The 24,977-nt window shown below is 40.7% G+C and carries 29 protein-coding genes and 1 tRNA gene; 4 read left to right on the top strand and 26 right to left on the bottom strand.

From position 1 onward, the window contains the following. Window positions 1-44 precede the first annotated feature (44 nt). The 4 genes from G5B11_RS00600 to G5B11_RS00585 form a co-directional block, all read right to left on the bottom strand. Window positions 45-404, bottom strand: a complete 360-nt coding sequence (locus G5B11_RS00600; protein WP_173726471.1) for a hypothetical protein — start codon at window positions 402-404, stop codon at window positions 45-47. Window positions 405-464: 60 nt separating this feature from the next. After that, window positions 465-827: a hypothetical protein gene (locus G5B11_RS00595; protein ID WP_173726470.1), complete on the bottom strand. Its 363-nt coding sequence runs from the start codon at window positions 825-827 to the stop codon at window positions 465-467. A gap of 49 nt (window positions 828-876) precedes the next feature. After that, a complete protein-coding gene (locus tag G5B11_RS00590; RefSeq protein WP_173726469.1) occupies window positions 877-1,089 on the bottom strand; it encodes a hypothetical protein in 213 nt (70 codons plus the stop codon). Window positions 1,090-1,199: 110 nt separating this feature from the next. Next, window positions 1,200-1,442, bottom strand: coding sequence for a hypothetical protein (locus tag G5B11_RS00585; protein WP_173726468.1), 243 nt, complete (start codon window positions 1,440-1,442; stop codon window positions 1,200-1,202). Between the two features lie 157 nt (window positions 1,443-1,599). Here G5B11_RS00585 and G5B11_RS00580 point away from each other — a divergent pair, with 157 nt between their 5' ends. Next, on the top strand, window positions 1,600-1,776 hold the full coding sequence (locus tag G5B11_RS00580; RefSeq protein ID WP_173726467.1) for a hypothetical protein: 177 nt from the start codon (window positions 1,600-1,602) through the stop codon (window positions 1,774-1,776). A gap of 52 nt (window positions 1,777-1,828) precedes the next feature. On the opposite strand, the gene G5B11_RS00575 is transcribed toward G5B11_RS00580, so the two are convergent. The 4 genes from G5B11_RS00575 to G5B11_RS00560 all read right to left on the bottom strand — a co-directional run bounded on the left by G5B11_RS00575 (window position 1,829) and on the right by G5B11_RS00560 (window position 3,667). Next, window positions 1,829-2,164, bottom strand: a complete 336-nt coding sequence (locus G5B11_RS00575) for a hypothetical protein (RefSeq protein WP_173726466.1) — start codon at window positions 2,162-2,164, stop codon at window positions 1,829-1,831. Window positions 2,165-2,215: 51 nt separating this feature from the next. Then, on the bottom strand, window positions 2,216-2,653 hold the full coding sequence (locus tag G5B11_RS00570) for a hypothetical protein (RefSeq protein ID WP_330603020.1): 438 nt from the start codon (window positions 2,651-2,653) through the stop codon (window positions 2,216-2,218). A gap of 106 nt (window positions 2,654-2,759) precedes the next feature. Further along, window positions 2,760-3,074: a DUF6431 domain-containing protein gene (locus G5B11_RS00565; protein WP_173726465.1), complete on the bottom strand. Its 315-nt coding sequence runs from the start codon at window positions 3,072-3,074 to the stop codon at window positions 2,760-2,762. 149 nt (window positions 3,075-3,223) lie between these two features. Continuing rightward, the gene (locus G5B11_RS00560) at window positions 3,224-3,667 is read right to left on the bottom strand and encodes a hypothetical protein (RefSeq protein ID WP_173726464.1); all 444 of its coding nucleotides are present in this window, start codon (window positions 3,665-3,667) and stop codon (window positions 3,224-3,226) included. 395 nt (window positions 3,668-4,062) lie between these two features. Between G5B11_RS00560 and G5B11_RS00555 the strand changes: the two genes are divergently transcribed. After that, the gene (locus G5B11_RS00555; RefSeq protein ID WP_008705499.1) at window positions 4,063-4,263 is read left to right on the top strand and encodes a cold-shock protein; all 201 of its coding nucleotides are present in this window, start codon (window positions 4,063-4,065) and stop codon (window positions 4,261-4,263) included. 296 nt (window positions 4,264-4,559) lie between these two features. Here the strand turns inward: G5B11_RS00555 and G5B11_RS00550 are convergent, their stop codons facing one another. Then, window positions 4,560-4,820 (bottom strand): hypothetical protein, encoded by a 261-nt coding sequence (locus G5B11_RS00550; RefSeq protein WP_158420665.1) that lies wholly within the window; start codon window positions 4,818-4,820, stop codon window positions 4,560-4,562. An 84-nt stretch (window positions 4,821-4,904) separates the two neighbouring features. After that, entirely contained in the window at window positions 4,905-5,744 is an 840-nt protein-coding gene (locus G5B11_RS00545; protein WP_158420664.1) for a DegV family protein, read from the bottom strand. Window positions 5,745-5,912: 168 nt separating this feature from the next. Here G5B11_RS00545 and G5B11_RS00540 point away from each other — a divergent pair, with 168 nt between their 5' ends. Beyond that, a complete protein-coding gene (locus tag G5B11_RS00540) occupies window positions 5,913-6,416 on the top strand; it encodes a DUF5721 family protein (RefSeq protein WP_173726463.1) in 504 nt (167 codons plus the stop codon). A 77-nt stretch (window positions 6,417-6,493) separates the two neighbouring features. Here the strand turns inward: G5B11_RS00540 and G5B11_RS00535 are convergent, their stop codons facing one another. From G5B11_RS00535 to G5B11_RS00505, 7 genes are all read right to left on the bottom strand, one after another. After that, window positions 6,494-6,817, bottom strand: a complete 324-nt coding sequence (locus G5B11_RS00535; protein ID WP_158420662.1) for a sporulation initiation factor Spo0A C-terminal domain-containing protein — start codon at window positions 6,815-6,817, stop codon at window positions 6,494-6,496. 312 nt (window positions 6,818-7,129) lie between these two features. After that, window positions 7,130-9,181, bottom strand: a complete 2,052-nt coding sequence (htpG, locus tag G5B11_RS00530) for a molecular chaperone HtpG (RefSeq protein WP_173726462.1) — start codon at window positions 9,179-9,181, stop codon at window positions 7,130-7,132. 192 nt (window positions 9,182-9,373) lie between these two features. After that, on the bottom strand, window positions 9,374-12,331 hold the full coding sequence (locus tag G5B11_RS18985) for an Ig-like domain-containing protein (protein ID WP_244092872.1): 2,958 nt from the start codon (window positions 12,329-12,331) through the stop codon (window positions 9,374-9,376). A 136-nt stretch (window positions 12,332-12,467) separates the two neighbouring features. Beyond that, on the bottom strand, window positions 12,468-12,725 hold the full coding sequence (locus G5B11_RS00520; protein WP_158420659.1) for a glyoxalase: 258 nt from the start codon (window positions 12,723-12,725) through the stop codon (window positions 12,468-12,470). Between the two features lie 75 nt (window positions 12,726-12,800). Next, window positions 12,801-13,622: an HAD family hydrolase gene (locus G5B11_RS00515; RefSeq protein ID WP_173726461.1), complete on the bottom strand. Its 822-nt coding sequence runs from the start codon at window positions 13,620-13,622 to the stop codon at window positions 12,801-12,803. Beyond that, a complete protein-coding gene (locus G5B11_RS00510; RefSeq protein WP_173726460.1) occupies window positions 13,615-14,280 on the bottom strand; it encodes an HAD family hydrolase in 666 nt (221 codons plus the stop codon). Before G5B11_RS00510 ends, G5B11_RS00515 begins: the two co-directional genes overlap by 8 nt. Before the next feature lie 4 nt (window positions 14,281-14,284). Next, window positions 14,285-14,875, bottom strand: coding sequence for a Maf family protein (locus G5B11_RS00505; RefSeq protein WP_158420695.1), 591 nt, complete (start codon window positions 14,873-14,875; stop codon window positions 14,285-14,287). Window positions 14,876-15,060: 185 nt separating this feature from the next. Here G5B11_RS00505 and G5B11_RS00500 point away from each other — a divergent pair, with 185 nt between their 5' ends. Then, window positions 15,061-15,438, top strand: a complete 378-nt coding sequence (locus tag G5B11_RS00500; RefSeq protein WP_173726459.1) for a hypothetical protein — start codon at window positions 15,061-15,063, stop codon at window positions 15,436-15,438. A gap of 55 nt (window positions 15,439-15,493) precedes the next feature. On the opposite strand, the gene G5B11_RS00495 is transcribed toward G5B11_RS00500, so the two are convergent. The 9 genes from G5B11_RS00495 to G5B11_RS00455 form a co-directional block, all read right to left on the bottom strand. After that, a complete protein-coding gene (locus G5B11_RS00495; protein WP_173726458.1) occupies window positions 15,494-17,161 on the bottom strand; it encodes a glutamine--tRNA ligase/YqeY domain fusion protein in 1,668 nt (555 codons plus the stop codon). 91 nt (window positions 17,162-17,252) lie between these two features. Continuing rightward, window positions 17,253-17,325, bottom strand: a tRNA-Thr gene (locus tag G5B11_RS00490). A gap of 177 nt (window positions 17,326-17,502) precedes the next feature. After that, on the bottom strand, window positions 17,503-20,559 hold the full coding sequence (locus tag G5B11_RS00485; RefSeq protein WP_173726457.1) for an MSCRAMM family protein: 3,057 nt from the start codon (window positions 20,557-20,559) through the stop codon (window positions 17,503-17,505). Further along, window positions 20,552-21,196, bottom strand: coding sequence for a hypothetical protein (locus G5B11_RS00480; protein WP_173726456.1), 645 nt, complete (start codon window positions 21,194-21,196; stop codon window positions 20,552-20,554). The genes G5B11_RS00485 and G5B11_RS00480 overlap by 8 nt, the downstream gene beginning before the upstream one ends. Continuing rightward, the gene (locus tag G5B11_RS00475) at window positions 21,190-21,681 is read right to left on the bottom strand and encodes a signal peptidase I (protein WP_173726455.1); all 492 of its coding nucleotides are present in this window, start codon (window positions 21,679-21,681) and stop codon (window positions 21,190-21,192) included. The genes G5B11_RS00480 and G5B11_RS00475 overlap by 7 nt, the downstream gene beginning before the upstream one ends. Beyond that, complete coding sequence (locus G5B11_RS00470) at window positions 21,678-22,952, bottom strand: hypothetical protein (RefSeq protein WP_173726454.1); 1,275 nt, start codon at window positions 22,950-22,952, stop codon at window positions 21,678-21,680. Before G5B11_RS00470 ends, G5B11_RS00475 begins: the two co-directional genes overlap by 4 nt. Next, complete coding sequence (locus tag G5B11_RS00465) at window positions 22,936-23,613, bottom strand: hypothetical protein (protein WP_173726453.1); 678 nt, start codon at window positions 23,611-23,613, stop codon at window positions 22,936-22,938. The genes G5B11_RS00470 and G5B11_RS00465 overlap by 17 nt, the downstream gene beginning before the upstream one ends. Window positions 23,614-23,729: 116 nt before the next feature. Beyond that, entirely contained in the window at window positions 23,730-24,425 is a 696-nt protein-coding gene (locus G5B11_RS00460) for a hypothetical protein (protein ID WP_158420650.1), read from the bottom strand. Then, complete coding sequence (locus tag G5B11_RS00455) at window positions 24,422-24,925, bottom strand: SipW-dependent-type signal peptide-containing protein (protein WP_173726452.1); 504 nt, start codon at window positions 24,923-24,925, stop codon at window positions 24,422-24,424. Before G5B11_RS00455 ends, G5B11_RS00460 begins: the two co-directional genes overlap by 4 nt. Between the last annotated feature and the right edge of the window lie 52 nt (window positions 24,926-24,977).

Raw genomic sequence — 24,977 nt, 5'->3', positions numbered from 1 at the left:
CCTCCATAAACTTTTTTTTTTCATAATAGCAGCTGTATTTCACGCTAAATATCCCTACGGTCAAAACAGGTTTCCCAGCGTTCTCTTGGAATTGGTTTCATCTTCAAAGCCCACATAATCTGTCGGATACTCACTGTTGGATATAACCCTTCTTCGCATTCGCCAGATCTTTCATCAAAAAACTTCTTGAATCCGGAATGTAAATATAAAGTATCCACCAACCACGGATCTATTTCTGTCCACCATGTACATTTTGACCTTGTATCATACCTTTGCTGAATAACAGCCAGACCATCGTCGCCAATTTTATACAAAGTGCATCTGCTATACACCGGATGATTGCAAATATAAATCTGTCCATACATAGATGTGTAATGATCTGGCTTGTCGTAATGGTATCTCATAAAATCCTCTTCAAAGCAAAACTAAAAGGACCCGTATGTAACGAGCCCCTAGTCCTGAACCTATCTGAATCTAATCGAATCTCTAAGGCTCAACTTCCCAGCTGTAGAGGTAATTGTGTCAGTTTTCTCCCACACCATAGACACGAACCCCATAACGACTGCCGCGACGATCGGTGCCGAGGTTTTGAATATCTCAAGTTTACCCTTACGTTTCTGTTCAGACTTGTCCGATTCCAGTTGCTCCATTTTTGTAGAAGCTTCCATTTCGGCCTTATCCAAATCAGCCATAAGTTTCTCAAGATTCTCGACCCTCGACATCTGAATGTCATAGCATTCGTCATTGATGTCCATCGCATCCAACACTGTAAGTTCTCTTACCCACTGCTCCTCCAGCTTTTCTTTCAAAGTCTTTTCTTCTTCCATTTTGAAATCCTCCTTTTCAATTCAGTCAATAGTTCCACAATAGAGACTGTTAATCCTGCGAATTTTCTTTTGCAAGGATGATCTTGTCTTTTTTTAGCAAATCCTGATCTGATGGAATACGAATATTCACCTTATAAAACCCGGTGTCGTCTTCATCATAAGGAATTACTGTAAAATATCCTCTTCCGCACTTCATGTAGAAAAGTGCGTTTGTGAGGATGGTTCCAAGGATTACTCCTCCTAAGAAAATAAGATAATACATGTTTTGTTTCCTCCTTTATAAAAAATTTTTATTATATAAATATAGCTTCCTTAATCGTAACCTCCGTACTGTTTACGAAGAAAAAAAAAGAAAGAGTCCTTGACCAGGACTCAATCTCTGTTGACAAAACTAACTATTTGTAAGCCTTCCATCTCCTTTCTCTCATTTTCTTTTTCAGCCTCACTCAATTGAGCTAACAGTTCTACCTGGTCGTTGTACATACTATGTACAAGACGTATGGCCTTATCGTAATCTCCATTAGACTCCGACTCGGCTTTCTGTCCGTACAGCGTATCCAACAACGCTGAGTATTTACTGTTTGCTGCATTTAGCATCGCTTTTAAATTAATCATTTTGAAATCCTCCTTAAATTAGTTTTATTTATCTCTATAACAGGAGATGTAATTTATGCGAGCCAAAAGCTAACCTAGATTAAAAATATCCCTTGCAAAACACACTTTATGGTGTTATGATTTGTCTCACCAAATAAGGAAGGATGGTAAAAGCATTATGAATCAGATTGAAATCAATACCTTTATTGAGAAAATGGAAGAGTTCGGTGATATATGGACCGAAGACCAGGTAAGAGATGTGTATGGAGATAAGACTCTCGAAGAGGCTATTGCAGATCGCCAGTCTGCACATTCAAAAATGGCAAAAATAATAGGAACTGTATTAAACCGCTAAAGAAAACCAAAGAGGGATTCCGCATAATGCGGTTTCCCTCAAGGCTGACTTATTATTTGTCGTATTCTTTCAACGCATTAATTAGTAGATTAGCAAAGAACTGCTGATCTTTCAGAAGGATCAAAGTTTCTTTCTCCCGATCCGCAAGTACCGCATTTAAACGTTTCTCGTAGTCTTCGTTGATCTTCTTAAACCTATGATCAGTCTCTTCTTGAAGCACCAAATTTTCTGCTCTGTAGTCACGAACCAGCTGATCCATACGTTCCAGAAAATCATCGTTGATCTTCTTAAAACGCTCGTTCGATGCCTCGCAGACCTTAAAAAAAAGTTTCTTCAATTCTTCTTTAGATGCCGTTCTCACGTCATCAACTAACAACTCGTAATTCATAATTACGACCTCCTTTTTTTTAGTCATAATAGCAAATGTTTTTTGTGCGAATCATTCCCGCTCCTTGTCCAACAGCCAAAAGAATTTTCTATACATCTCGTAGTAAATATCCTTACAACACGGAATATTTAATCTAGCTTTGAGCACGTCATAAGACCATCCATTAATTACGCCGAAAGAAATATACTTAGCCAGGATTGGATCAGTTTTCTCTGCCGTGACTTTCACCATATCCATTCGATCCATATAATAAGTTCGCATAATAGCAATTCTTTCCGTCGGATTGGATATGTTTTTCCATTTTGACCCCATCGACATATCTCTCGGAAAAGCAGATAAACCATTAATATTTCCATAAATCTTTTGCCATTCTGGATACTGCTGGCAGAAATGCTTCAACTCATAGTATCTGTGCTTCTCTAGCCAATAAGGATTTTTCTTGGAAATTTCCGGTCGTATCCTAGTTCCCAACCTTACCACCCCTTTCATTTTGATTCAGCTGTTTCATAATCATTTCTTTTGTACCTCCCTTCAAGGCTCATTCTATTACGAACATCGAAATATTAAAAAACAACTACGGTGGTAATTTTTTCCATTATTCATCTTCAGATTCTTCATGCTCTTTTCGCCATCGTTTCATCGTCATTTCGCATGGGTAATCCTCGAATCCTAGCGTGGATGAATCAATCAGTCCTTCTACGACACCGTCTATTATTTCTGATTCATATTGTTTATGCGGGTATAAATCCTCTGGTAATTCTCGATAAATATGTTTACATTTTGGACATTGATACCTTTGGATTTTGACTTTCATCTTAACTCCGCCTTTCACACGAATGGTACGATATACCTTATCGTACTTTTTCAACTCACAGTTACAGTTGTTGCATATTTTTCCAATATTTACCATATTGTGTTCCTCCTGCAAATAATTTTAGATATTATCTGCAAATAATGATAAAAAGAAGAAAAATGATATTCAACCGGTAAATATTGGTAATAATTTTAGGCATTAAAAAAGGACCTACACGAATGTAAGTCCTTTGGAATATTTGATTTTTATTCTTCCGGTGCCCAGGAAGCGTTGACTTCTTCAATTATGGCGGAACCCCACGTAACAGTCAGCCATTCTCCCTCATCTAAATTTATCATAGCTGCATCCTGGTCGTCGATACCTACAGAATCCTGAATCGGATTATCAGTTGCCTGACATGCTTCTTTTGATTCATAAACATTAAAATTAGCCAAATCATATCCCGGACAACAGTATGCTTTATAATGTCCCGGTTTTATATCTACCCCAACCTCATATGTTCCCTCTGGTAAAATATTATCTCCACCCTTTTCACCAATCTTCTGATTGACAGCGTCTCTAAGTAACACCAAGTCTTCTACACTCATAGAGTCTAAATCCAATCCTGCAGTTACGTCTTCGGCACTGATCGGAGTGGCCATTAAACCGATAGATAAAACAGCAGCTGCAAACATCATTCTTTTCTTCATTTCATATTCCTCCTTGAATATTTTTATTAATATTATACTATTATCATCTGGCTATTTCAATTGGCAAAATACGCATTCGGAGCATATAATTCGTAAATAATTCGTAAAACCATTTTGACGAAGCTTTTCGCATCATGAATATCCCTATTTTTACAGGCTTTTCGATCATTAATTTTGCATAATACACGAAAAATACCATTTAATAAAGCCCTTTTTCTTATTAATCCTTGACATTTAGAAAAACCGGATATATAATCAAACCATGTCAGGGATTATTAATGTAAAATCATCACTAGTTTTTAGAGATTATATGATTACATGATATAGTCTGTAAAATCTGGTGATTTTTTTCGCCAGAACTGCTTTTAACTTTTTATTTTTATGGAGGTAACAAGATGAACAAGGGAACTGTAAAATGGTTCAACGCTGAAAAAGGTTACGGATTCATCACAGGTGAAGACGGTGCTGATGTATTTGTACATTTTTCCGCAATCAACGGTGAAGGCTTCAAATCTCTTGAAGAGGGTCAGGCTGTAACTTATGATCTTACCGAGGGAGCTCGTGGAATGCAGGCTGCTAACGTTACAAAATTATAATTAATTTTGTACCCTGTATACTATTGAGTACTGACCAACAGCAGAAAGAGAATTTTAATATTTTCTGATAGCAGCAAAAGTCTCCGGATTTCCGGAGACTTTTTGTTGTCCGGGATACAAAAAATATATTGCATAAAAGCCAAAAAGGATAGTGGAATCGGCAGAAATCTCTGTCATATCCACTATCCTTTATAATTTCGTAATTGTTCAGTACTTTCACAATTAAAACTTTATTCGCATTACAGCCTGTATCAAAGCTCTGCTGGTATTGCTGCTATCCGATCAGCAGGCAATTATCATTCTGCATCAGCAGCGTCAGTAGCGATCCCGGAAAGGTAATCATCCAGAGCGGAAGTATCCATCTCAGTATTTACCACTACTTCTTCTTTGCCTTCATTTACCTTGCTGTATACAGAAAATCCGATCCATACAACTGCAACTATACAAAACGCAAGGGCAATCAGCTTCTCAAGACGAAGAACCCTTTTTTCTTTTTTCATGATTTTTTCACGGTTCGCTTTTTCAGCTTTGTAAGCATCCACTTTTTTCTGGCTCATAATCTATCTCCTTTATATGCTCACTGCAAAATATTATTTCTGCATATTATAGCACATTCTTAAAGAAAAGAAAAGCCTCAAACCTTATACAACAACAATAATCCCGCCATCATTGGCATACATACTGCTGACTCCCGCAGTATCCAGAACCAGGATCTTCTTAAGGTTCATTTTTTCCTCAAGAGCCTCCTTCAGCATCTGGGCACGCTGTGCACAGTTGCAATGAGAAATAGCCAATGTGCGATTTACACTGTCTGTGGTTACTTCCTGAATGTGTTCTACCATCTTCACAAGAGCCTTATTCATACCTCTTGCCTGGTCAAGCTGACATATGGTACCTTCCTGAGTAGCACCCATCACAGGTTTGATCTTCAGTGCTGATGCAACCAATGCCTTCACCCTGCTAAGACGCCCGTTCTTACGAAGAGTTTCAAGATTCTCAAGTACAAAAAAAGTATTCTGCTGTGAAATATAATGTTCTACCGTATCGATCGTTTGCTTATAGTCCATCCCCTTTTCTTCACATTCCTGGATTTTTAATGCGATCAGGGTTTCTCCAACCGATGCAGAACAAGAATTAAATATATGAATCTTCTTGCCTGGATGTTTTTCTTCCACCAGACTTCTTCCCAGCATTGCACTGTTATAGGATCCGCTCAGCTCAGCTGATAAAGTAACGCAATACACATGATCCGCATCACAGTCGAAAGCCTTCCTGTATCGTTCCGGTGATGGGCAGGCTGACTTTGGACATTCCGGACAATCAGCCACCTTTTTCAGAAAATCCGCCTGGTCAAAAGTACTATCATCTATGATATTCTCATTTCCAACAGTCAAAGTAAGAGGGACAGATTCAAATCTGGTATCCTGCTTCCATTCATCTAAAAGTTCTCCGCAACTATCTATCACAATCTTATAGCTCAATTATATCGTCCTCTTTTCCATAATATGTAGTATTGAATACCACATCTATATTAGCATATCATATTGTATTTGAAAAGTCTTTTTAGAAAACTCTATCCTTTTTTTTTATTTTCGTTTATAATGATGTGGGAATAGGTATCTTACATATTATGAAACAGAGGATTTTCAATGATTGCTTTAAAAATAACAGATCTTCGAGATTTTACGAACAAACTATTTATAAGAGAAGTATTTGATTCATTCTGGTTGAACCAGGCTGAGATTACAACTTATAATACATTTTCTATTGATGGGAAACTGCATACAGATTTTCTGGACAGTGACCAGCTTCAGATACTCCAGAAAAGTGGGCGCACCTACTCCCTTTGGAAAGAAACAAGACCTTTCTGCTGGTCCGTGATCCGTGGCAAACGCACGCCTCTTTCTTTCAAGATCGTTCTTCAGCTGTCTAAAACTCAGACACAGGCTCTTGCGGCTCAGGCCAGCCTTTCTGCTGCCCCTTCTGCCATCAGTGGACTTTATCTGAATCTTCAGTTCAAAAACAAAATCCTGCTATGTACAACAGGGACAGCTTTCAACACATTTATTCCAGACAAACGTCTGGAACAGTTATGGGACGGTATGGTACTGGACTTTTTTTCCCAGCATCAAATCATATTTGAAGAGATGTAATCTCCGGAGTCAGTTTCGCCATTCCGACTCCTGTTTCAGCTCTTCTTCATCCTTTGTCATCTTTCACATGTGCTTTGTCAGATCTGCTCTTTCAGATAATATGCCAACATATCGACAAACTCACTGTTTGTAGGTTTATACTCTAAAGTGTAACCTGCAATTTCCTGTATCTTTTCACGGTTGTTCTCCCAACATATATTAATAACGGTACGTATATCATGCTCCACATTTACAGGTGTGGACTTAAATTTCCGTGCCAGACAGGGATATACATCTTTCGTGATCCGTACAGGCTTTTCTGCGAATCCCATTGACAATTTCACTGCTTCTGCAACAAAATAATAACCTTTATACTTTGAAGTAGCTCCAAGTGTTCTAATCAAGCCGTAAACCTTTCTCATAACTCTCCTCCTGTAAAACAATGTTTCCTTTACTTCTTACCTTGGTTCACACAGTGATACAATACGGCTTTTCTTACACTTTTCTGGATTCTATCTGAAAGAATCATCTGAATTACAACAATAACCCATTAATATTATACACAACAACTTCAGAAAAATATATATATTTTTTATGATTTTTTTCAAGTCGAGTTTGCTGTTACTCACCACCTGAAAGAAGCGGGAGTCTTCTCGACTGAGATAAAAAAAATCGCTGTATCTGGTACAGATATAATATATCTTGTACCAGACAGCGACCTTCTTCCGGCTTTATTAAGCTTCTGCCAGTTTCAGCAGAATATCATTGCTTCTCTTAACAAATTTTGTCATTTCTTCTGGTGAAAGCTGTTTATGGCTCATCATTGCCAGATCATACAGCTGTTCACAGATCATGGATGTATTCTCGCCATCTGTATGCTCTGCCACATACTGTACCAGCGGATGGTTTGCATTCAGGATTAGGGTTTCCTGACCGCCAAACATGGACGGATCCATGCCATACATATTATACATTTTCATCATATCCTGCATACGGCGGCTTTCCTCAGACAAAGTAACCATTGCTGCAACACCCGCATTTTTCAGCTTTTCAACCTTTACTTCCAATTTATCTTTCTTAAGGCTTGTACGGAAGATATCTGTCAGCTTCTTTACTGTATCTTCGTCAATGGCAGTATCTTCTTTCATTTCTTCAGAAAGGTCTGCATCAATTCTCTTAAACTGTACATGCTCATCTTTCTGCTCCAGATGAGTAATAAACGGAGCATCGATATTATGTTTCATGATCACAGCATCTTTGCCTGCTTCACGGAACATATTGATATACTGGCTCTGCTGGATCTCATCTGTCACATAGAATATGGTTGTCTTTTCCGGCTCTTTCTTATCATCAGAAGCTGCTTCTTTTGTATCTTCAGCCTTCTCTTCAACATTCTGATCTTTTTTATTTTCTTCAATGCAGTCCTTCAATGTAAGATATTTTCCGTCAATATTCTTGAACAGAATGTAATCATGCATTTTATCTGCAAATTTATTATCCTTAATGCAGCCAAATTTAATAAATGGACTAATATCATCCCAGTATTTCTCATAGGATTCTCTGTCGGTCTTACACATGCCGGTCAATTTGTCTGCAACCTTTTTGGTAATATATTCAGAAATTTTCTGTACAAATCCATCATTCTGAAGTGCTGATCTGGATACATTCAGAGGCAGATCCGGACAATCGATCACACCTTTCAGTAAAAGCAGGAACTCTGGAATCACTTCTTTAATATTATCAGCAATAAATACCTGATTATTATAAAGCTTGATGGTTCCTTCGATAGAATCATACTCTGTATTGATCTTCGGGAAATACAGGATACCTTTTAAGTTAAAAGGATAATCCATATTCAGGTGAATCCAGAACAATGGCTCCTTGTAGTCCATAAATACAGTCCTGTAAAACTCTTTGTATTCTTCCTCTGTGCATTCATTTGGATGCTTCATCCACAGTGGATGGGGATTGCTTAAGGATACTGGACGTTTGTTAATCTTTACCTTATCCTTTGCAGGAGAAACTTCGACAACCTCTTTCTCTCCTTTATCATTTTCTTTCTCTTCAGTCTTAGCATCTTCATGAATATGCTCAACAACTACATCATCCTCACGAAGCTCTGACTCATCAATGGTTTCGTACTCCTGCTCCTGATTTTCCTTAGCAAGATAAATATTTACCGGCATGAAGGAACAATATTTCTGAAGTACTTCACGCATACGATATTCATTGGCAAATTCTACGCTCTCTTCATTCAGGAACAATGTGATCTCTGTACCAACTGTTGTCTTATCCCCATCCTGCATATCATACTCTGTACCGCCATCACATGTCCAATGTACAGCTGTGGCGCCCTCTTTATAAGAAAGAGTATCAATATGAACCTCATCTGCAACCATAAATGCAGAATAAAATCCCAGTCCAAAATGACCGATGATCTGATCATCTGTAGTCTTATCCTTATACTGCTCCAGGAACTGGGTAGCGCCAGAAAAGGCTATCTGTGTAATATACTCTTCTACTTCATCTGCAGTCATACCAAGACCATTATCAATAAACTTCAGGGTCTTCTTTTCCGGATCTACAATAATATGGATCTCCGGCTTGTAATCATCCGGCAATGTATACTCGCCCATTACATCCAGTTTCTTCAGCTTCGTCACTGCATCGCAACCATTGGAAACCAGTTCCCTGACAAAAATATCATGATCAGAATATAACCATTTCTTTATAATTGGAAAAATATTGTCACTGTTAATTGATAAACTACCATGCTTTTCAGCCATGTAGATCACTCTCCTTTGATTTTTACTCTTATGCAATATATACTAATACTCTTCTTTTCAAAAGTCAAGAAAAATTTAGCACTCATGTAAGTTGAGTGCTAACAGTTGGCTTTATTTCATAAAACAGCAGGCTTTTTAGGGAATCTTATTATTCCCTAAAAAGCCTGCTGACAACATCACTATATTATGAAATCATTTTTTCTTTTTTCTGTAAACAACTACACCAATGATGCAGATCACTGCAACCACCAGAATGATCACAAATGTCATGATCGGTGTGTTATCACCGGTACGTACTGCATTTTTCTGGTTAGCATCTGTACGGTTCGCTGCCGGGGTAAGATCCTGGCCATCTGCCTGTGAAACATTGAAGTTGACCTGCTTAGCATCCTGTGCACCTGTATTTACCCAGTTACTTCCATCGTATTTCTGCTGATTGAATACAACTGTCATAGTATAGCTGCCTGCCTTAGCCATTCTGAATGTAGCTGAATAAGGAGCCTGCTCCCACTTTCTTTCTTCAAGAACCTTCCAGCTTGCCGGAATATATCTGGTATCTCCGGTTCCAGGATCGGTATTATTCATACCTGCACCATTTGCTGTGACGGTGATCTTGGTCGCTGTAGTATAAGCTGCGTTAGGATCAATCCCTGCAATAGTATTTCCGGATGGGTCTGCAAGCACTGCAGAACGTCCATTCACACTTACTTTTGCAGAAACAATAGTGCTAATCTGATCAGGATTGGTCACACCACTAGGTAATTTCACTGTTCCCTTTACGGTAAATGTCTGTGCATCTGTGCTGTCCGGATCATAAGAGCTGCCATTTACATCCCATTTAACGGATGCTTTCATCTTTCCATTTGTAGTACTGATGACAACAGTCTCAGGAAGCTTCAGAGCCTTAGCGGATTTCTTCGTACCATTGGCAAGCCCTGTAATTTGAGAAGGTTTGGTAATCCCTGTCAATTTAACCTCTGCTTTTGCAACTGTAAGGATTGCCTTTACACTTGTCTGGGAATTATCGCTTGCTACTACAATATCCTGATCAAACAGTCCTTCTGCAAGACCTGTCTTAGGTCTTACAGTAAAGGTTGCACTCTCACCTGGTGCAAGTGTCACTGCAGAAAGAGCGCCCACCTCAAAATCACCGCCGGTTGGCTGCTTCAGATTGATGGTTGTATTACCTTCATTCTTTACGGTAACTGTGTAGGCCTGTGGTGCTTCTGTATAACCGGCTTTCACAGTACCAAAATCAACTATGCTGGGATTTACAGATAATCCAAATACATCTGCCGGTGCCACCGTCAAAGAAAATGTATATGTGAATACAACATTTCCGTCATTCAATACAGACACCTGACCTGTATAGGTACCAGCTTTCAACCCCATCTTCGGCTGAACTGCCAGAATAGCAGACTCCCCACCTGCTATAGAAGCCTGTGAAAGAGCTGCAGTAAATGCATTCTGTCCTGCCTCATCAAGAACAGCTGTCAGATTCGCTGCTGCATTTCCTGAATTGCTTACTGTAACAGACTTTGCATCTGGTGCTGCTGCATATCCTTCTTTTACAGAATCAAATGCAAGAGTACTTCCGCTTGCCGGATCTGCTGCCAGACTCGCTGCTGCCGGTGCATTCACTGTAAGGGATACAGGATAGGTGGCAAAATCCACTCCATTAACCTGTACAGTCACATCACCGGAATAAGTACCTGCTGTAAGACCAGCTACTGGCTGAACTGTCAATACTGAAGATTCCGTTGCGCCTGCTGCTAAGGTATCTGCTGAAAATGCTGCTGTAAAAGCTGCCTGTGCACCTGCGTCAAGCACTGCCTTAAGCTGTGCCTCTGCTGTGCCTGCCTGATTGCTGAAGCTTACAGTCTTCCCTGCCGGAAGTTCTGTATATCCAGCTGTAACAGGATCAAATGTAAGGGCTGTTCCTGCAGGCACGTCTGGTGTCACAGAAGGTGCCGGATCAGTTTTCTGCTGATCCTGTGGTGCATTTGTATCCTCACCATTTCCATCTGTTACCTGAGCTGCTTCATTCACTGTGAAATCTGCTTCAAAGGAAGCCTGTGCCCCTTCCTCGGTAGTATAGGTGATCGTGTCCTTATAAATACCAGCCGGTATACCCTCTCTTGGCTGAACCCATACATTTACAGATTCTCCTGCTTTCAAAGGCTCTGTAATATCCTGTACCATAAAGTGCTCTGGTGAAACACTGGTGAAATTCAAATCGCCTGTGCCTGTATTGGTAATAGTCACATACTGCTCACCAGGAAGCTGTGTATATCCTGCCTCTGCACTGCCAAAATCAAGTACATCAGTGCTGTTATCCATAGATACTTCTGCACTGTATGTCAGTTCCGGAGCATCTGCATCTGTAGTCTCCGGAATATTAAGAGTCTCTTCATTATTGATCTGGATCGCACTGTTGTCTGTATCTGCCGGAATATCCTGGGCAGTTCCCGTAGTGCCGTCATCAGAAGCCTCTGGAATATTTGTATCCTGGGTATCTCCTCCAGCCTCCGGGATGTTTGCATCCTGGGTGTCATCCCCTGCCCCCGGAATGTCTGTATCCTGGGTATCATCCCCAGTCTCCGGAATATTTGCATCCTGGGTATCATCCCCAGCCTCCGGAATGTCTGTATCCTGAGTATCACCCTGAACATCTATGTCTGCGTCTGAAGCACCCTCGCCTGCAGCCTCCGGAATCTGTACATCCTGCTGTGTAAGGTCATCTTCATTATCCTCATCCGGAGCAGGAGTCTCACCCTCTGCCACAACCTCCACACTAAGTGCCTTTAATTCACCTGTAAAACCAAGTTCTTCATTTCCTGTAATCTTAAGCTGGATCCTGTTGCCCATATCTTCCTGTACCAGGGTGTACGTTTTCTCTTTACCCACCTCAGTCAGTTCATCTCCAGTCTTTCTTGACCACTGGAATGTAACATCCTCGTCTGTAATCCCTTCAGGAATTACCTTTTTATACTCTGCTCTGAGCACACTTCCCACAGAAGCTGTTCCTTTGATCTTCAGCTTTCCCTCAAGCTTCACAGCCTGTGCTTCCGATGCAAATACAAGTGACGGAAGTAACGAAAGAGCCATAAGCATTGCCATTAGAACAGATAAAATCTTTTTGGGTTTCATATGCCATCCTCCTTTACATTTTATGTCCGGCAAATCATATCACTAATTCTGATCCGGATATATCTGCTGTTTTATTTTCTATATGTATTATAGCAGACTTTTTTTTCTTCATGTAAAATGGATTTACCTGACAGTTTCACCCTTCTACGATCAAATATGTTCCATCAGGAAGAGGAAAAACTTCACTTTCTTCTTCCAGTTCTTCATCTGAAAGTCCATCTACATCTGCGCCCATTCCGGACAGATATACTTTTACATCCTTGATGGAATCTACCACAACCGCCATGCAGTCTTCCAGAAAAGCCTCTGCCTCTTCCGGATTCTCTGCTACTGGTTCATCAAAAAGCTGTCCCTGTTTTTTCAGAAATATGTTAATGCATTCTTCTGTATACATATTATTTTCCTCCTGCTGTTCAGTTTCCTATTTAGTTGTGTTTTCTATTTAGTTGTGTCTCCTGCTTGCATGGAATTATCTTCTCGCCGGAGTAAGGGGAATTTTCTCTATATTTCCCTCCGACTGAAGAATAGCCTCCAACACCGGCTCTTCTCTTTCTGCCTCAAAATCTGCCGAAGCACGTACCCCCGGCTTGGAATGTGCCATGGCAAAGCTGTATTTTACTGCCCGAAGCATTTCAATATCATTGTATTCATCCCCAAAGGCTATACACTCATCTGCTGCAATACCATACATATCCTGTAAAGTTCGCAGACCAATGGCTTTATTTGTCTGAAAAGGTATAAAATCAATCCATACCGTTCCTGACGTCACAACCTTACAACGATCACTGAACCGGTTCTGCCAGTATTTTATACATTCATCTGTAACTCCTGCCGGCTCATATACTGCCATTTTCAAGCAAGGAAGCGTGATCTCCTCCACACCTTTGATCACCTTACAGTCACATTTCACCACATTCTTGAGCAGATTGTAATATTCCTCTGTTTTCGGCTGAATATAGTAAAAATCTTTTGTAGAGCAAGAGTATTCTGCACCTTCCTTTTCATTTACTGCCTGGATGATATCTTTCATCAGGTCTGAGTCAAAGGTTTCCTGATATAGGATCTTATCGTCTTTTACCACTAATGCACCGTTTTCACATATAAATGCCATGTCTGATACTACCGGGGCAAACAGACGTCTCATATTCGCATACTGTCTTCCGCTGGCAGCAGCAAAAAGAATCCCCGCTTTTTTCAGTCTTGGAATCAGATCAAACATTTCCTCTGGCAGATCCTGCGCTCCGTTTAGCAGCAAAGTTCCGTCCAGATCACTTGCGATCAATTTAATCATCTTTTTTCTCCCTGTAAATTTTCCATATATCTTTCGGTGTTTCAAGCAGAAGATCTGCACCGTTTGCAATCAATTCGTCTTTTGTGCGATATCCCCAAAGCACACCCACAGTCAGCATGCCAGCCGCTTTTCCTGTCTGCATGTCTGTGCCAGTATCTCCAAAATACATACATTCTTCTGGCTTTACATTCATGATCTGTGCTGCCTTTAAAGGTTCATCCGGTGCAGGTTTCCTGCGAATCTGGGAGCTTTGTCCGATCACCACATCAAAAAGATCCCCAAACAGTTCCTCTACCACTTTTACAGAAGCAATATGGGGCTTGTTAGAACAAACAGCAATTTTGACCCCAGCTTCTTTTAACGCATTTAAAGCTTCCATCATATGCGGATATACAGAAACCTTATAAAGTGGATCCTGGTCAAACCTTTCTCTGTACATTTTTCTTGCCTCTTCATAATGGTTCAGCTGAGGATCTCCTGCATCTTCCAAACATCTGCGAACCAGCATATCTGCCCCGTCCCCACAATAATATTTAAACTTTTCAGTGGGAAGTTCTCTAAGTCCCAATTCTGTAAGCACCTGATTAGCCACAGTCGCCATTGAATCCAGTGTAAATGCCAGTGTTCCATCCAGATCGAAAATACACGCTTTTCTCATAATCTCATCCTTTCAGATTTATCCCCATTTTTTTCGTTTCGTATAAAAGCCGTCCAACAGGAAGGCCGATCACATTATTGTAATCTCCCTTGATCTCTTTTACATAAATCCCGAAAGCCCCCTGGATCCCATAGCTTCCAGCCTTATCCATTGGCTCGCCTGTTTTTACATATGCTTGGATTTCTTCCAAAGACACCGGGTAGAACGTAACATCTGTACATTCCCAGAACGTATTGGTAAGCCACTGGCCAGCCTGTTTTTTAAAAACTGTCACACCTGTGTATACCTGATGAGTATTCCCTTGAAGGCAAAGCAGTGTTTGTACTGCGTCTTTTGCATCTTTTGGCTTTCCAAGTATCTTTTCCTGATAAACAACGATGGTATCTGCTCCTATAACCAGAGTTCCCTCTTCCCAAAAATGGCTTTCAGCCACCATCTGTGCTTTCTGGAAGGATAACTGTTCCACCGCTTCCCATGGGATATCTGTACTGATCTGTTCTTCTCCTGTTGCAGGAAGTACTGTAAAACTTACTCCTGCCAGCTGCAGAAGTTCTTTCCTGCGCGGAGATGCAGATGCCAGAATAATATTATCCATAATTCCTCCTGCAAATTCTTTTTCTTCGATTTTTAACATGCTATAGTATACCCTCTCCCTTTCTGCCATGCAACTTCTTTTATATTTTTCTTTTCTTTTTCAGGCAAAAGTATTACAATGGACACATTAGAAATGAGTAATCTAATCACTTGGTTTTACTCATAATATGAAAGGAGTATATCACCATGGCAAAAATTAATAAATACTGGGGATTTGTCGCTGTTGGCGCCCTGACAGCCGCTGCTGCTGGTGCTATTGCTGCAGCTTTTTTGAAAAATCGCACGGATCTTGAGGATTTTGATTTTGATGATGAAGACTTTGATCAGGACGAATCTGAAGAAAAGCCTGCAAAGGAATCTAAAGAAGCATTCCAGTCCTGGGAACCATCTCCAAACGATGAAACTGAAAATGACGTTACAGCCGCTTCCCAGGAAGATACAGCTGACGAAACCACAACTGCTGACAACTCCCAACCGGAAGCAAAGAATGAAACTGATAAGACTACTGATACTCCCCAGGAAGATGCAGCTGATGAAACTACAACCGAAATTCCTGTGGAATAAATAATTCAGGGGATGCAGGCCTTTAATACAGGCTGCATCCCCTTTCTATTTATCTTTATGCTTTTGGAAGTTTAAAGCTGCTCTTCAATGATACGATCCTGTTAAAAACAGGCTGCCCTTCTTTTGAATCATGAATATCCGCACAGAAGAAACCATTCCGCACAAACTGATAGCTGTCATATCCCTTTGCTTCCAACAGTGCAGGTTCCACATAGGCCTCTGCTTTAACCAGAGAATTCGGATTCAGGTTCAGGGAACCATCTTCTTTATTGTATACACCCTTTTCCTCATCTACAATGTTCTCATACAGACGAACCAGGACTTTTCCTGCATGGGTTGCTTCTACCCAATGGATCGTCCCTTTTACTTTACGTCCATCCGGTGCATTACCTCCCTTGGTAGCCGGATCATAGGTACAATGCACTACCCGTACAGTACCATCATCATCCGCTTCAAATCCGGTGCATGTGACAAAGTATGCATTCATCAGGCGTACCTCTGTTCCTAGGAAAAGTCTTTTGTATTTCTTAGGAGGTTCGATCATGAAATCTTCTCTTTCGATATACAATTCTTTTCCAAATGGTATCTTCCGGCTGCCCAGAGCTTCATTCTCCATATTGTTAGGAGCATCCAGATATTCAATCTGATCTTCCGGATAATTATCAATCACCAGTTTGATAGGATCCAGAACAGCCATCATACGCGGTCTTTTTAACTTAAGATCTTCTCTGATGCAGTATTCCAGTGCTGCATAATCGACAGAACTGTCTGCCTTGGAAACACCGCAAAGCTCTACAAATTTCTTAATAGATTCAGGTGTATATCCTCTCCTGCGAAGACCTGCAATAGATACAAGACGCGGATCATCCCAACCATCTACAATACCATCTTCTACAAGCTTTTTGATATAACGTTTACCAGTTACCACATTGGTAAGATACAGCTTTGCAAACTCGATCTGTTTTGGCGGATGGGGATACTCCAGTTCCTCTACCACCCAGTTATAAAGCGGTCTGTGATCCTCAAACTCCAAGGTGCAGATAGAATGGGTGATCCCTTCAATAGCATCCTCAATGGGGTGTGCGAAATCATACATTGGATAAATACACCAGGTGTCTCCTGTTCTGTGATGGGTACGATGAGCAACTCTGTAAATAACAGGATCACGCATATTCATGTTTGGAGATGCCATATCAATTTTAGCTCTCAGTACTTTCTCTCCATCACCATATTTGCCTTCCTTCATCTCTTCAAATAAATTCAGGTTTTCTTCTACAGAACGGTTGCGGTAAGGGCTTTCCTTTCCCGGCTCTGTCAGGGTTCCCCTATACTCACGGATCTGTTCAGCAGTCAGATCACAAACATAAGCTTTACCTTTTTTGATCAGCTTTACAGCAGCCTCATACATCTGTGGAAAATAATCAGACGCAAAAAACAGTCTGTCTTCCCAATCTGCTCCCAGCCAATGGATATCTTCTTTAATAGAATCTACAAACTCTGATTTTTCTTTGGTCGGGTTTGTATCATCAAAACGCATATTAAATTTACCATTGTATTCTTTAGCAAGACCATAATTCAAAAGAATAGACTTTGCATGGCCAATATGCAGATAACCATTTGGCTCCGGCGGAAAACGGGTATGAACAGTATCATAAACTCCCTCTGCCAGATCTTTATCAATAATATTCTCAATAAAATTCTTGGAAATGGTTTCGTTTTCCATCTTTTCCCCTCCTATTGCTAATGGTCTTACTTTTTCCCGCTTGTAAGCATTTTTATTTAGAAAAAAAGTCCTTGAAAATCAAGGACTTTAAAGCTGCTGACGGGAATCGGACCCGTGACCTCCGCCTTACCAAGGCGACGCTCTACCGACTGAGCCACAGCAGCACTGACTGCAAGCTTTTTGCCGCTCACAGTCAATTATATTAGCAGAGAACCGATTAATTGTCAACACTTATTTTTGCCTGACACGCATATTTTTTTTATGCCTGACACACATATTTTTTGTCTGGCACGCATATTTTTACCTGGCACATTAATTTTTGTCTGGCACCACTTATTTTTTCACTTGGCCGGAATGATCACATTTCTTACAAAATCCGTGTGACTTAAGTATTCATCCGTTACTTTTTTATTCACAAATTCCGCTTCTCCGTCCTGATTCCCAGACAGTTGAAAGTCTACACAGCCATCTGCAGTTATACTTCCATTTTTCACATTTCGTATTTCTTCCAGCATATATCTGGCTGTTTTTTCTTCAAAAGCCTGATACTGCCCGGCTGGCACCTGAAAACTTATCATCACAGAATACTCTTTTTTCCCCTGGATCCCAATTTCAGGAAAACGTACTTCTTTGAACAGAGTATATGATTCCCCATCCAGATCCTGGCCTGTGACTTTCAGAAAGAAACATGGCGTTCCATGTGCCTGTACGATTTCCTCACTATGAATGGTCTTTTGCAGTTTTATAGTTACATACTTTACATTCATAATCCTGAAGGACTGAAGCTGATCACTTGCTTCTATCTGACAGGTTACTGGTTTTCCTTTTTTATACCCTGTGGGTGCTTCCAATTCTGTCAATGTGTAAAGGCCTTTCGGTATCCGATTGATCCTGTAAGGTTTTTCACCGGAAATCCATGTTTCAACTACTGTTCCTTTGTCATCTGTCAATTGAAGTTTTGCACCTGAAATCGGCTTTCCAGTACTTTTATCAACTTTTAGGAATTCAGCTTTAATACAGGAATTTTCTACCAGGATCATATGATCCTTCTCCCCCTGGCACAGCCCTTTTTCATCAATCACAAATTCTCCGGATATCAGGTCTCCGGCATAGCCTTCCGGTATGTTGGTTTCCTGATAACAATAAGTGCCAGGAATATATCCACTTAAAAGTATAAGCCCCTGGGAATCTGTAAAAAGCTTCTGTCCTGTTTCCTTTCCACTATCTTTATTCCAGACCATAAATCCTACGCCCTGTAATGGTGTATACTCATTTTCCCCTTCCAGACGCTCAGATACTTTTTTCAGATATACTGTGGTCGGACTATTAATAAATACAGCTTCTGACGGCTGGCTTTCATACCCGGTGCTTTTCACTTCTACAATCTGGGGAGCCGGATCCGTACAATAACCTGCTGGTGGATTTATCTCAGACACCGTATATTTTCCGGCATATAATGGATCTGAAACACCTTTCCCGGATGTCAGAGTAAGCTGCTGCACTATCGTCCCCTCCTCCAGAAGTAAAGCTCCTGCCGGAGAATAAATATTTTCAGCAGACCGGATCTCAAACACGGCTCCAGGAAGTTCTTTCCCAGCAGCATCCGTTTTACGGATATGGATTTTTCCTTTTCCCAATTCTTTTAAAGTAGTATATACCGGCTGAGAAACAGCTGTCTTCGCCTGCGCATCTGTTTTGTGACAGCTTGTGACTGATGCACTATTGGAAATCCGGTAAACCAGATAATTACCTTCTGCTGTAGGTTGAAGCTGGCTTGTATCCATCCTGACCCGTATCTTAAAAATATATGTAGAGCCATAAAAGTCGCTATTAGATAAGTGTACAGACTGAAAGGTAATACCCTGACCTTCTGTAGAAACCTGGAACCATCCGGTTACATCTTCCCCTGTCTCTCCTTTGATCACCTGTACCGCTCCATCATAAACAGCTCCCACCGGAAGCATATCCGCAATAGTATATTGGTTATAATAGTAGGCAGGTGCCTCTACAGGAACATGGTTTGTCAAATAATAATAAAATGAATCGCCTGCTGCTCCAACCAGATTTTCTGTTTTTCCAGCCAGTTCTGCCAGGCTTACCTCCGTATTGCTAACATATTTGTAAATCTTCTGAGGATTCTCTCTTGCACCATAAGATTCTCCATCCCAGGCAAGCAGTCCCATATCCACTCCTGTATCCTCAGGAAATTTTCCGGTACTGTACTGTGCATATTTCTCCCTGCTGGATTCTGCCGGCCTGCGCCCCTGCTTGGAGTTACCTGCTGTTGCGATCAGCAGATTCAATTTGGAGCAATCCTTCAGTTCCCAATATACAGTACCATCCATCCATTTTCCCGTTTTTCCATGATAGTCTGTATTCTGAGCAGCATTCACCATCTGGTAGGTCTGATTAAACCTGGAAAAATCATTCTGATAGTAAGCAGAACAGCTTTTCATTGCATATCGTCCTGCCAGGGTACCATCCAGGAGACGGATTCCGAATCTCTGGCCTGCATCAATATCCAGCCAGCGAAAACTGTAATCCCCCTTTACCGGTATGCTTGTTCCATGCTTTAGAATCTCTATCCGGATATTCTGGTCCGCTCCACCAAATGCAAAACATAAGCCATATTTTTTCCAGAATCCAAAAGCAGGATAAATTCCCGATACTCCATTTCCATTATCATCCAGCACATAATCCTTATATCCTGTAACTGTAAAACGCATATCCAATCCGCAGTTCATTTCACTGTTAAACCCTACATTCTGCACAAGAAATCCATACTTTCCTGCTGCGTTCATATTCCTGGGGACAAAATAGATCACACCTCCCACTTCCAGATATGCAACATCATTTCCTGCATTATTAAAAGGAACAAATACAAATTTCTTTCTGTTATTGGAATCTCCCAGAAGATTATAATTTCCCTTATAAACTTCACTGCCGGCTGTTACAAGCCTGTATTCAGATCCGGAGGAAATGATAGCTTTCCCTTCTGTTACTGCAGTTATTTCATTTTTCAAATCCGGATCAGCAAGTTGATCCTCTATATTCTCCTGAATCTCTCCATTCTGATCAGAAAACTCTTCATCTGCTTCCTGCTGGTTAAGTAAATCCGTTTCTTCCATAACATCTTCCACGTCTTCAATTTCTTCAGGTATTTCAGCAGCAGTTTCAGGATCAGATGCTAAAACATCCCCTCTATTTTCGGACAGACTTTCATCAACATCCTGGATTTCCCAATTCTGATAAGTTTCTTCCAGTTCCTGGCTGCTTTGCCCATTCTGGCTTTCGGTATTTTCCGCCTGTACATATCCAAGACCACTTCCTGCCAAAAGCAAGACAGCCACCATACCTGCAAGCAGGCGTATCCTGCCTTTCTTTTTCTTATTATACATACGATTCCCCTTTCTGGTCTGTCTGCTCCTGTTTCAAAAATTCCTGATAAATCAACGACAGGCTTTTTCCCTCCACATTTGTCTGGATCACCTGCGCTTTTACCTGAACCTTTAGCAGCTCATCTCCTTTCAGATCTCCTTCCAGATAATTCACCGCACGAATATTTCTAAATAAAGGCTCCGTCTTTTCTCCTGGTTTTAAGATTTCCGGATATCCATAAACATAGACCTGCTGATCTTCCTGTTCTTTCTGCCTCACCAGTTCCCAGCCTTTTTCTGCTTCAAAGGTAAATACCGCTCTTGATTCCTTGTTCATTTTCATCTTTGTATCGTCATTAACAACAGCTATCTCTCTTTTCGGTATACGGACTTCCAAAAACGCATATTCCTCATTTAACCCTGTATTTTTCACAACCGGATCCTTTTGGGTACTCTCACCAGGATGTAAATACATTTTCTTTTCCGGATTCCAGTGGGGTTCCTCTAATACAGCTTTTATGTTTCCTACAGTGATCACATTTTGCACCTCTCCAACCGCATCTTTTAAATAAGCTGCTGATGTGCCTCCTGCGATAAGACAGGTTCCCATCCCCACTGCTGCTAAAATCTTACATTTTTTTCTGTTTACCTTCAGCATTTATGTTTCTGCTTCTCCTTTCTTTTCATAAACAGACAGATCCCTTCTGCCAATACCAGAAGAATTATCAGTGTCACCATCCCGCATTTTGTCTTAAAAAACAAAATTCCATATCCCACTACAGGTATACACCCTTTGACGATTCCCTGGATCTGCTCTTCTTTCACCGGGCATGCATCCCAAATTTTATTTCTGTCCCCTTTTGTAAACAGCACCTTCCTTTTTTCGTCAATCCTTACCACCCGGTGGGTGACCGTACCTTCCTTCTGCCCTATCCGGTATGTGATCACATCCTTTGGTCTGATCCTGGAAAAGGATATTTTTCTCACATAAATCACAGCGCCTTTTGGAATTTCAGGTTCCATACTTTCGGAAATCACCGTATAACATTGCATTCCTAAAACCACAGGAACAGCCATCATAAACATGCCTAGACAGAATACCCCTTCTGTCATTCTCACCAGCCAGGATCTAACGCCTTTCATTTTTTCGAATTTCCTTTCTTAAATTCAGCTGCCTTCTTTTTGTATATTGCTATCATACTGATTCCAATTACCAGAAGACATAAATTGGCTGATATTTTTGAACTGTCATCTGTTTTAGGGCTGATCCTGGCTGACATACCCATTTTGGTACCAGCATTGCCATATGATGAAGGATTCGCTGCCTGATCATTCTTTCCTGCATCGTCTGCGGTTTTATTGTTCGGATCAGTTTCTTCACCATAAAAAACCCAGTCTACTTTTCCGGTAAGATTCTGGTATTCATTGCCCATTTCCGTATTCACCCAAAGCTTCACAACCAGTTCCTTTTTTGTTTTTCCCAAAAACCTCCCAAGCAAAATCCCTTTTGTCAAAGGTTGTCCTGATCCTTTCGTTTTTCCATTCACAGCACCCTGGTAAAGCACTTTATTTCCTTCCTTTACCTGTATAAATGCATATTTTCCAAGAAAGGTCTCTATCTTTTTCTTCATCACGCCTGTCTGCGATTTCCCGGAATTATCCTCTGCTTTCAGATACAGATCCATACTGTTTCCACTTTGATTATTTATTTTTATGCTCTGTGTCCTTGCGCATCCTGGAAGAAGGTTTTTAAAATTTGCAAACAGATCTGCATCTCCTTCATTGATCACAATCTTAGAATCTTTCTTCACAGTAACCTTTGTTACCGTATCGCAGGCTCTGCATTTGCTTTCTGATACCCCCAGAACTTCTTTCTTTACCTTCCACAGATCTTCCAGTGCTGTGCTTGAAGCCTGTATGCTTTCTAATTCAACAAGGATTTCCCCATCCTTCCCCTTATACTGGTTGTCTGCCTCCTTACGAAGCCAAAAGCCTTTTAAAAGCGGCTCCTTTGTCGTCTTTCCCGGTTCCAGAATATCTGTATAATACCAGTAACCATCCCCCAGATTCTTCCATTTTTCCGTATTAAACTCCATTTGTATCATAGCCGGATCCAAGGATGGATCCGGTACCAGCTGATCTTCTGTATTCCTTTTCCCCAGAACTCCGGTAATGCGAAGTCTTATAAAGCTATCCCGTGTTCCGGTATTTTTCACATTCACGATTTTAGAAATCTTCTGGCCTGGATTCACATGATCCGGTATCTGATATTCCTCAATGATCCGATTGGAAAAAGAAGCTGTGATAAGAACATTTCTGGATCTTCCGGAGATTTTCCACGCTCCTGCTGCCGTACAGGTAAGCAAAAGAACTCCAGACGCTGTAATCATTATTTTTTTAAATATCTTTTTCATCTGCACCTCCTGTTAACTGATCCATAACAGCCCAGGCCTCCTTTGGTGCAGTGATTCCCTGTGCCTGAACTGCCTGTACAGAAATATCCAGCCTGTAGCCATCCACCAATTGAATCTGACGGTTATCCCAATCGGTTGGTATCACAATCGTGGTAAAAAGCATAGACTCTTCTCCATTATTCAAAATTCCGGTTCCGTCTTTTCCCTTATAATTAAAAACAAGACTTGCTTTCCCGGATCTGTATGTATCCTTTTCCCACAATGGGTTTATCATAGAATAAGAAGTCATCTCCTTCAGGGAATATCCTGGTTTCCGGTTCTGTACAAGCTTAATTGATTCTCCTGTATTGGTATAGCTTCCTTTAAATTCCGGATCATAATATATTGTTTTATAAATCAGATTTAGTTTTTCCATGTCAGAAATCGGTTCTCCCTGTTTGTCCAGGATTTCCACCTTCATCCGTACATAACAGGGTTCTTCCCCATGACTGCTATCTGTAATATTCTTAACTGTAGGATTTTTATATAAGGTACACCCCGGATATAGATTTTTACCATCATTATCCTTTTTGGGGTCCCACTCCGGTTCTTTCAATCCTACCGTCAGGTTGCCTGTGGTAAAACGGTTGATCTTTTCATCTTTATCTGTAAAAAAAGACATTGTGTCACCTTTCCATAACGCAGCTGTACACAGGCATATACAAATCACTATTTTCCCTGCCCTTAGTAAAAAATTATTTTTCTTCATCCTGCAACAATCCTTCCACATATTTCATTCTACAATTCCAGTTCCTGGAACAATCCTGCCTGATAAGCCTCTTCTGGACTGTTTAGTCCAAAATACCTTTCCCCTTCCATCTGCTGAAGCACCCTTCCTGAAACTCTGATTTCCACACCGCCTATCTGCCTGATCTTTTCAGCCATCAGATTGTTTACTTCTTTCCTTACTTGTACCTGTGTAAATAAGGGCACCGTTGTTTCTCCCTTCTCCGGAAGCTGACGTTCAAGAACTTTTTTATAATAAAAGCACTGCCTGACATCTTCCCTGCTTTCTCCTTTAAACCGAACCCAATCTGCCTTCTTTGGATCATCTGAATTGTAATCAATCTCGAATACCTGGCTAACTAGCTTCATGTCTTCCTTTGTCAGCTGTTCTCCTTTTTTTCTTTCATCAGAATCCCTGGTATAAACAAATTCCACTTTCAAAGCTACCAGTTCATCCATATCAATAGACGATGTATTCGTAACCTGCGGATCCTTCAAAAGCTTTATTCCCGGAATCACCAACAAGCCTTTTTCCGGTTCCCATGCCGGTTCTGTAAGAACTGCCTGCATCCCTTTCGCTCCTGCAAAATCCAGATGATTCACAACCTTTCTTTCATCTGTCAGATAAGCACCTGTTCCCTGATAAAGTGCCCCTGAAATGCAGGCAATCGCCAGAAGCAGCCCTATAGCTTTTATATTTTTCCTCATTCTTTCCCTCCATCAAGCGCAGCAAATGCAGTCTCTGCATTTGTAAATCCGTAAGCCTGGACAGATTCAGTATAAACAATCAGATCGAATGGACAGATTTCTTCTTTTATCAAATCCGGCTTTAACTGAATTCTTTCAAATAAGGGCTCTGTCTTTTCACCTGCTGCCAATGCATTATCATAATAATAGTAGCCATCCTCTTGCCGGCTCCATTTTCTGTGGATCTGCAAAGGCTCACACTGTGACTCCCCACGCGAATCCGAAAAATGCACTCTGATCCGTACATAGACAGGAATTTTACTGTCATTGACTACCCAGGGCTTTTTGACGATCACATCGCCTGGTTGCGGATCCTCCGGTGGTTTAAATTCTTCTTCTATGTGTACTTTATTTTCTGCAGCCCTTATTTCATTTTGTTTCACATCATCATCAGTCAGATAGGCATAGGTAACTGCCCCGGCTCCCAGAACTGTCATACAGCCCAGTGCAAATAAGATCATGATTTTTCTTTTCATTTTCTGATAGATTTTATTTAGCTCCTTTCAAGTTCAT

Origin of the sequence: Blautia glucerasea, from assembly GCF_013304385.1 — a bacterium.
In the GTDB taxonomy this organism is placed as follows: Bacteria; Bacillota; Clostridia; order Lachnospirales; family Lachnospiraceae; genus Blautia_A; species Blautia_A ammoniilytica.
The sequence above is the reverse complement of the archived record's forward strand: the minus strand, read 5'-3'. Positions and strand labels throughout refer to the sequence as shown.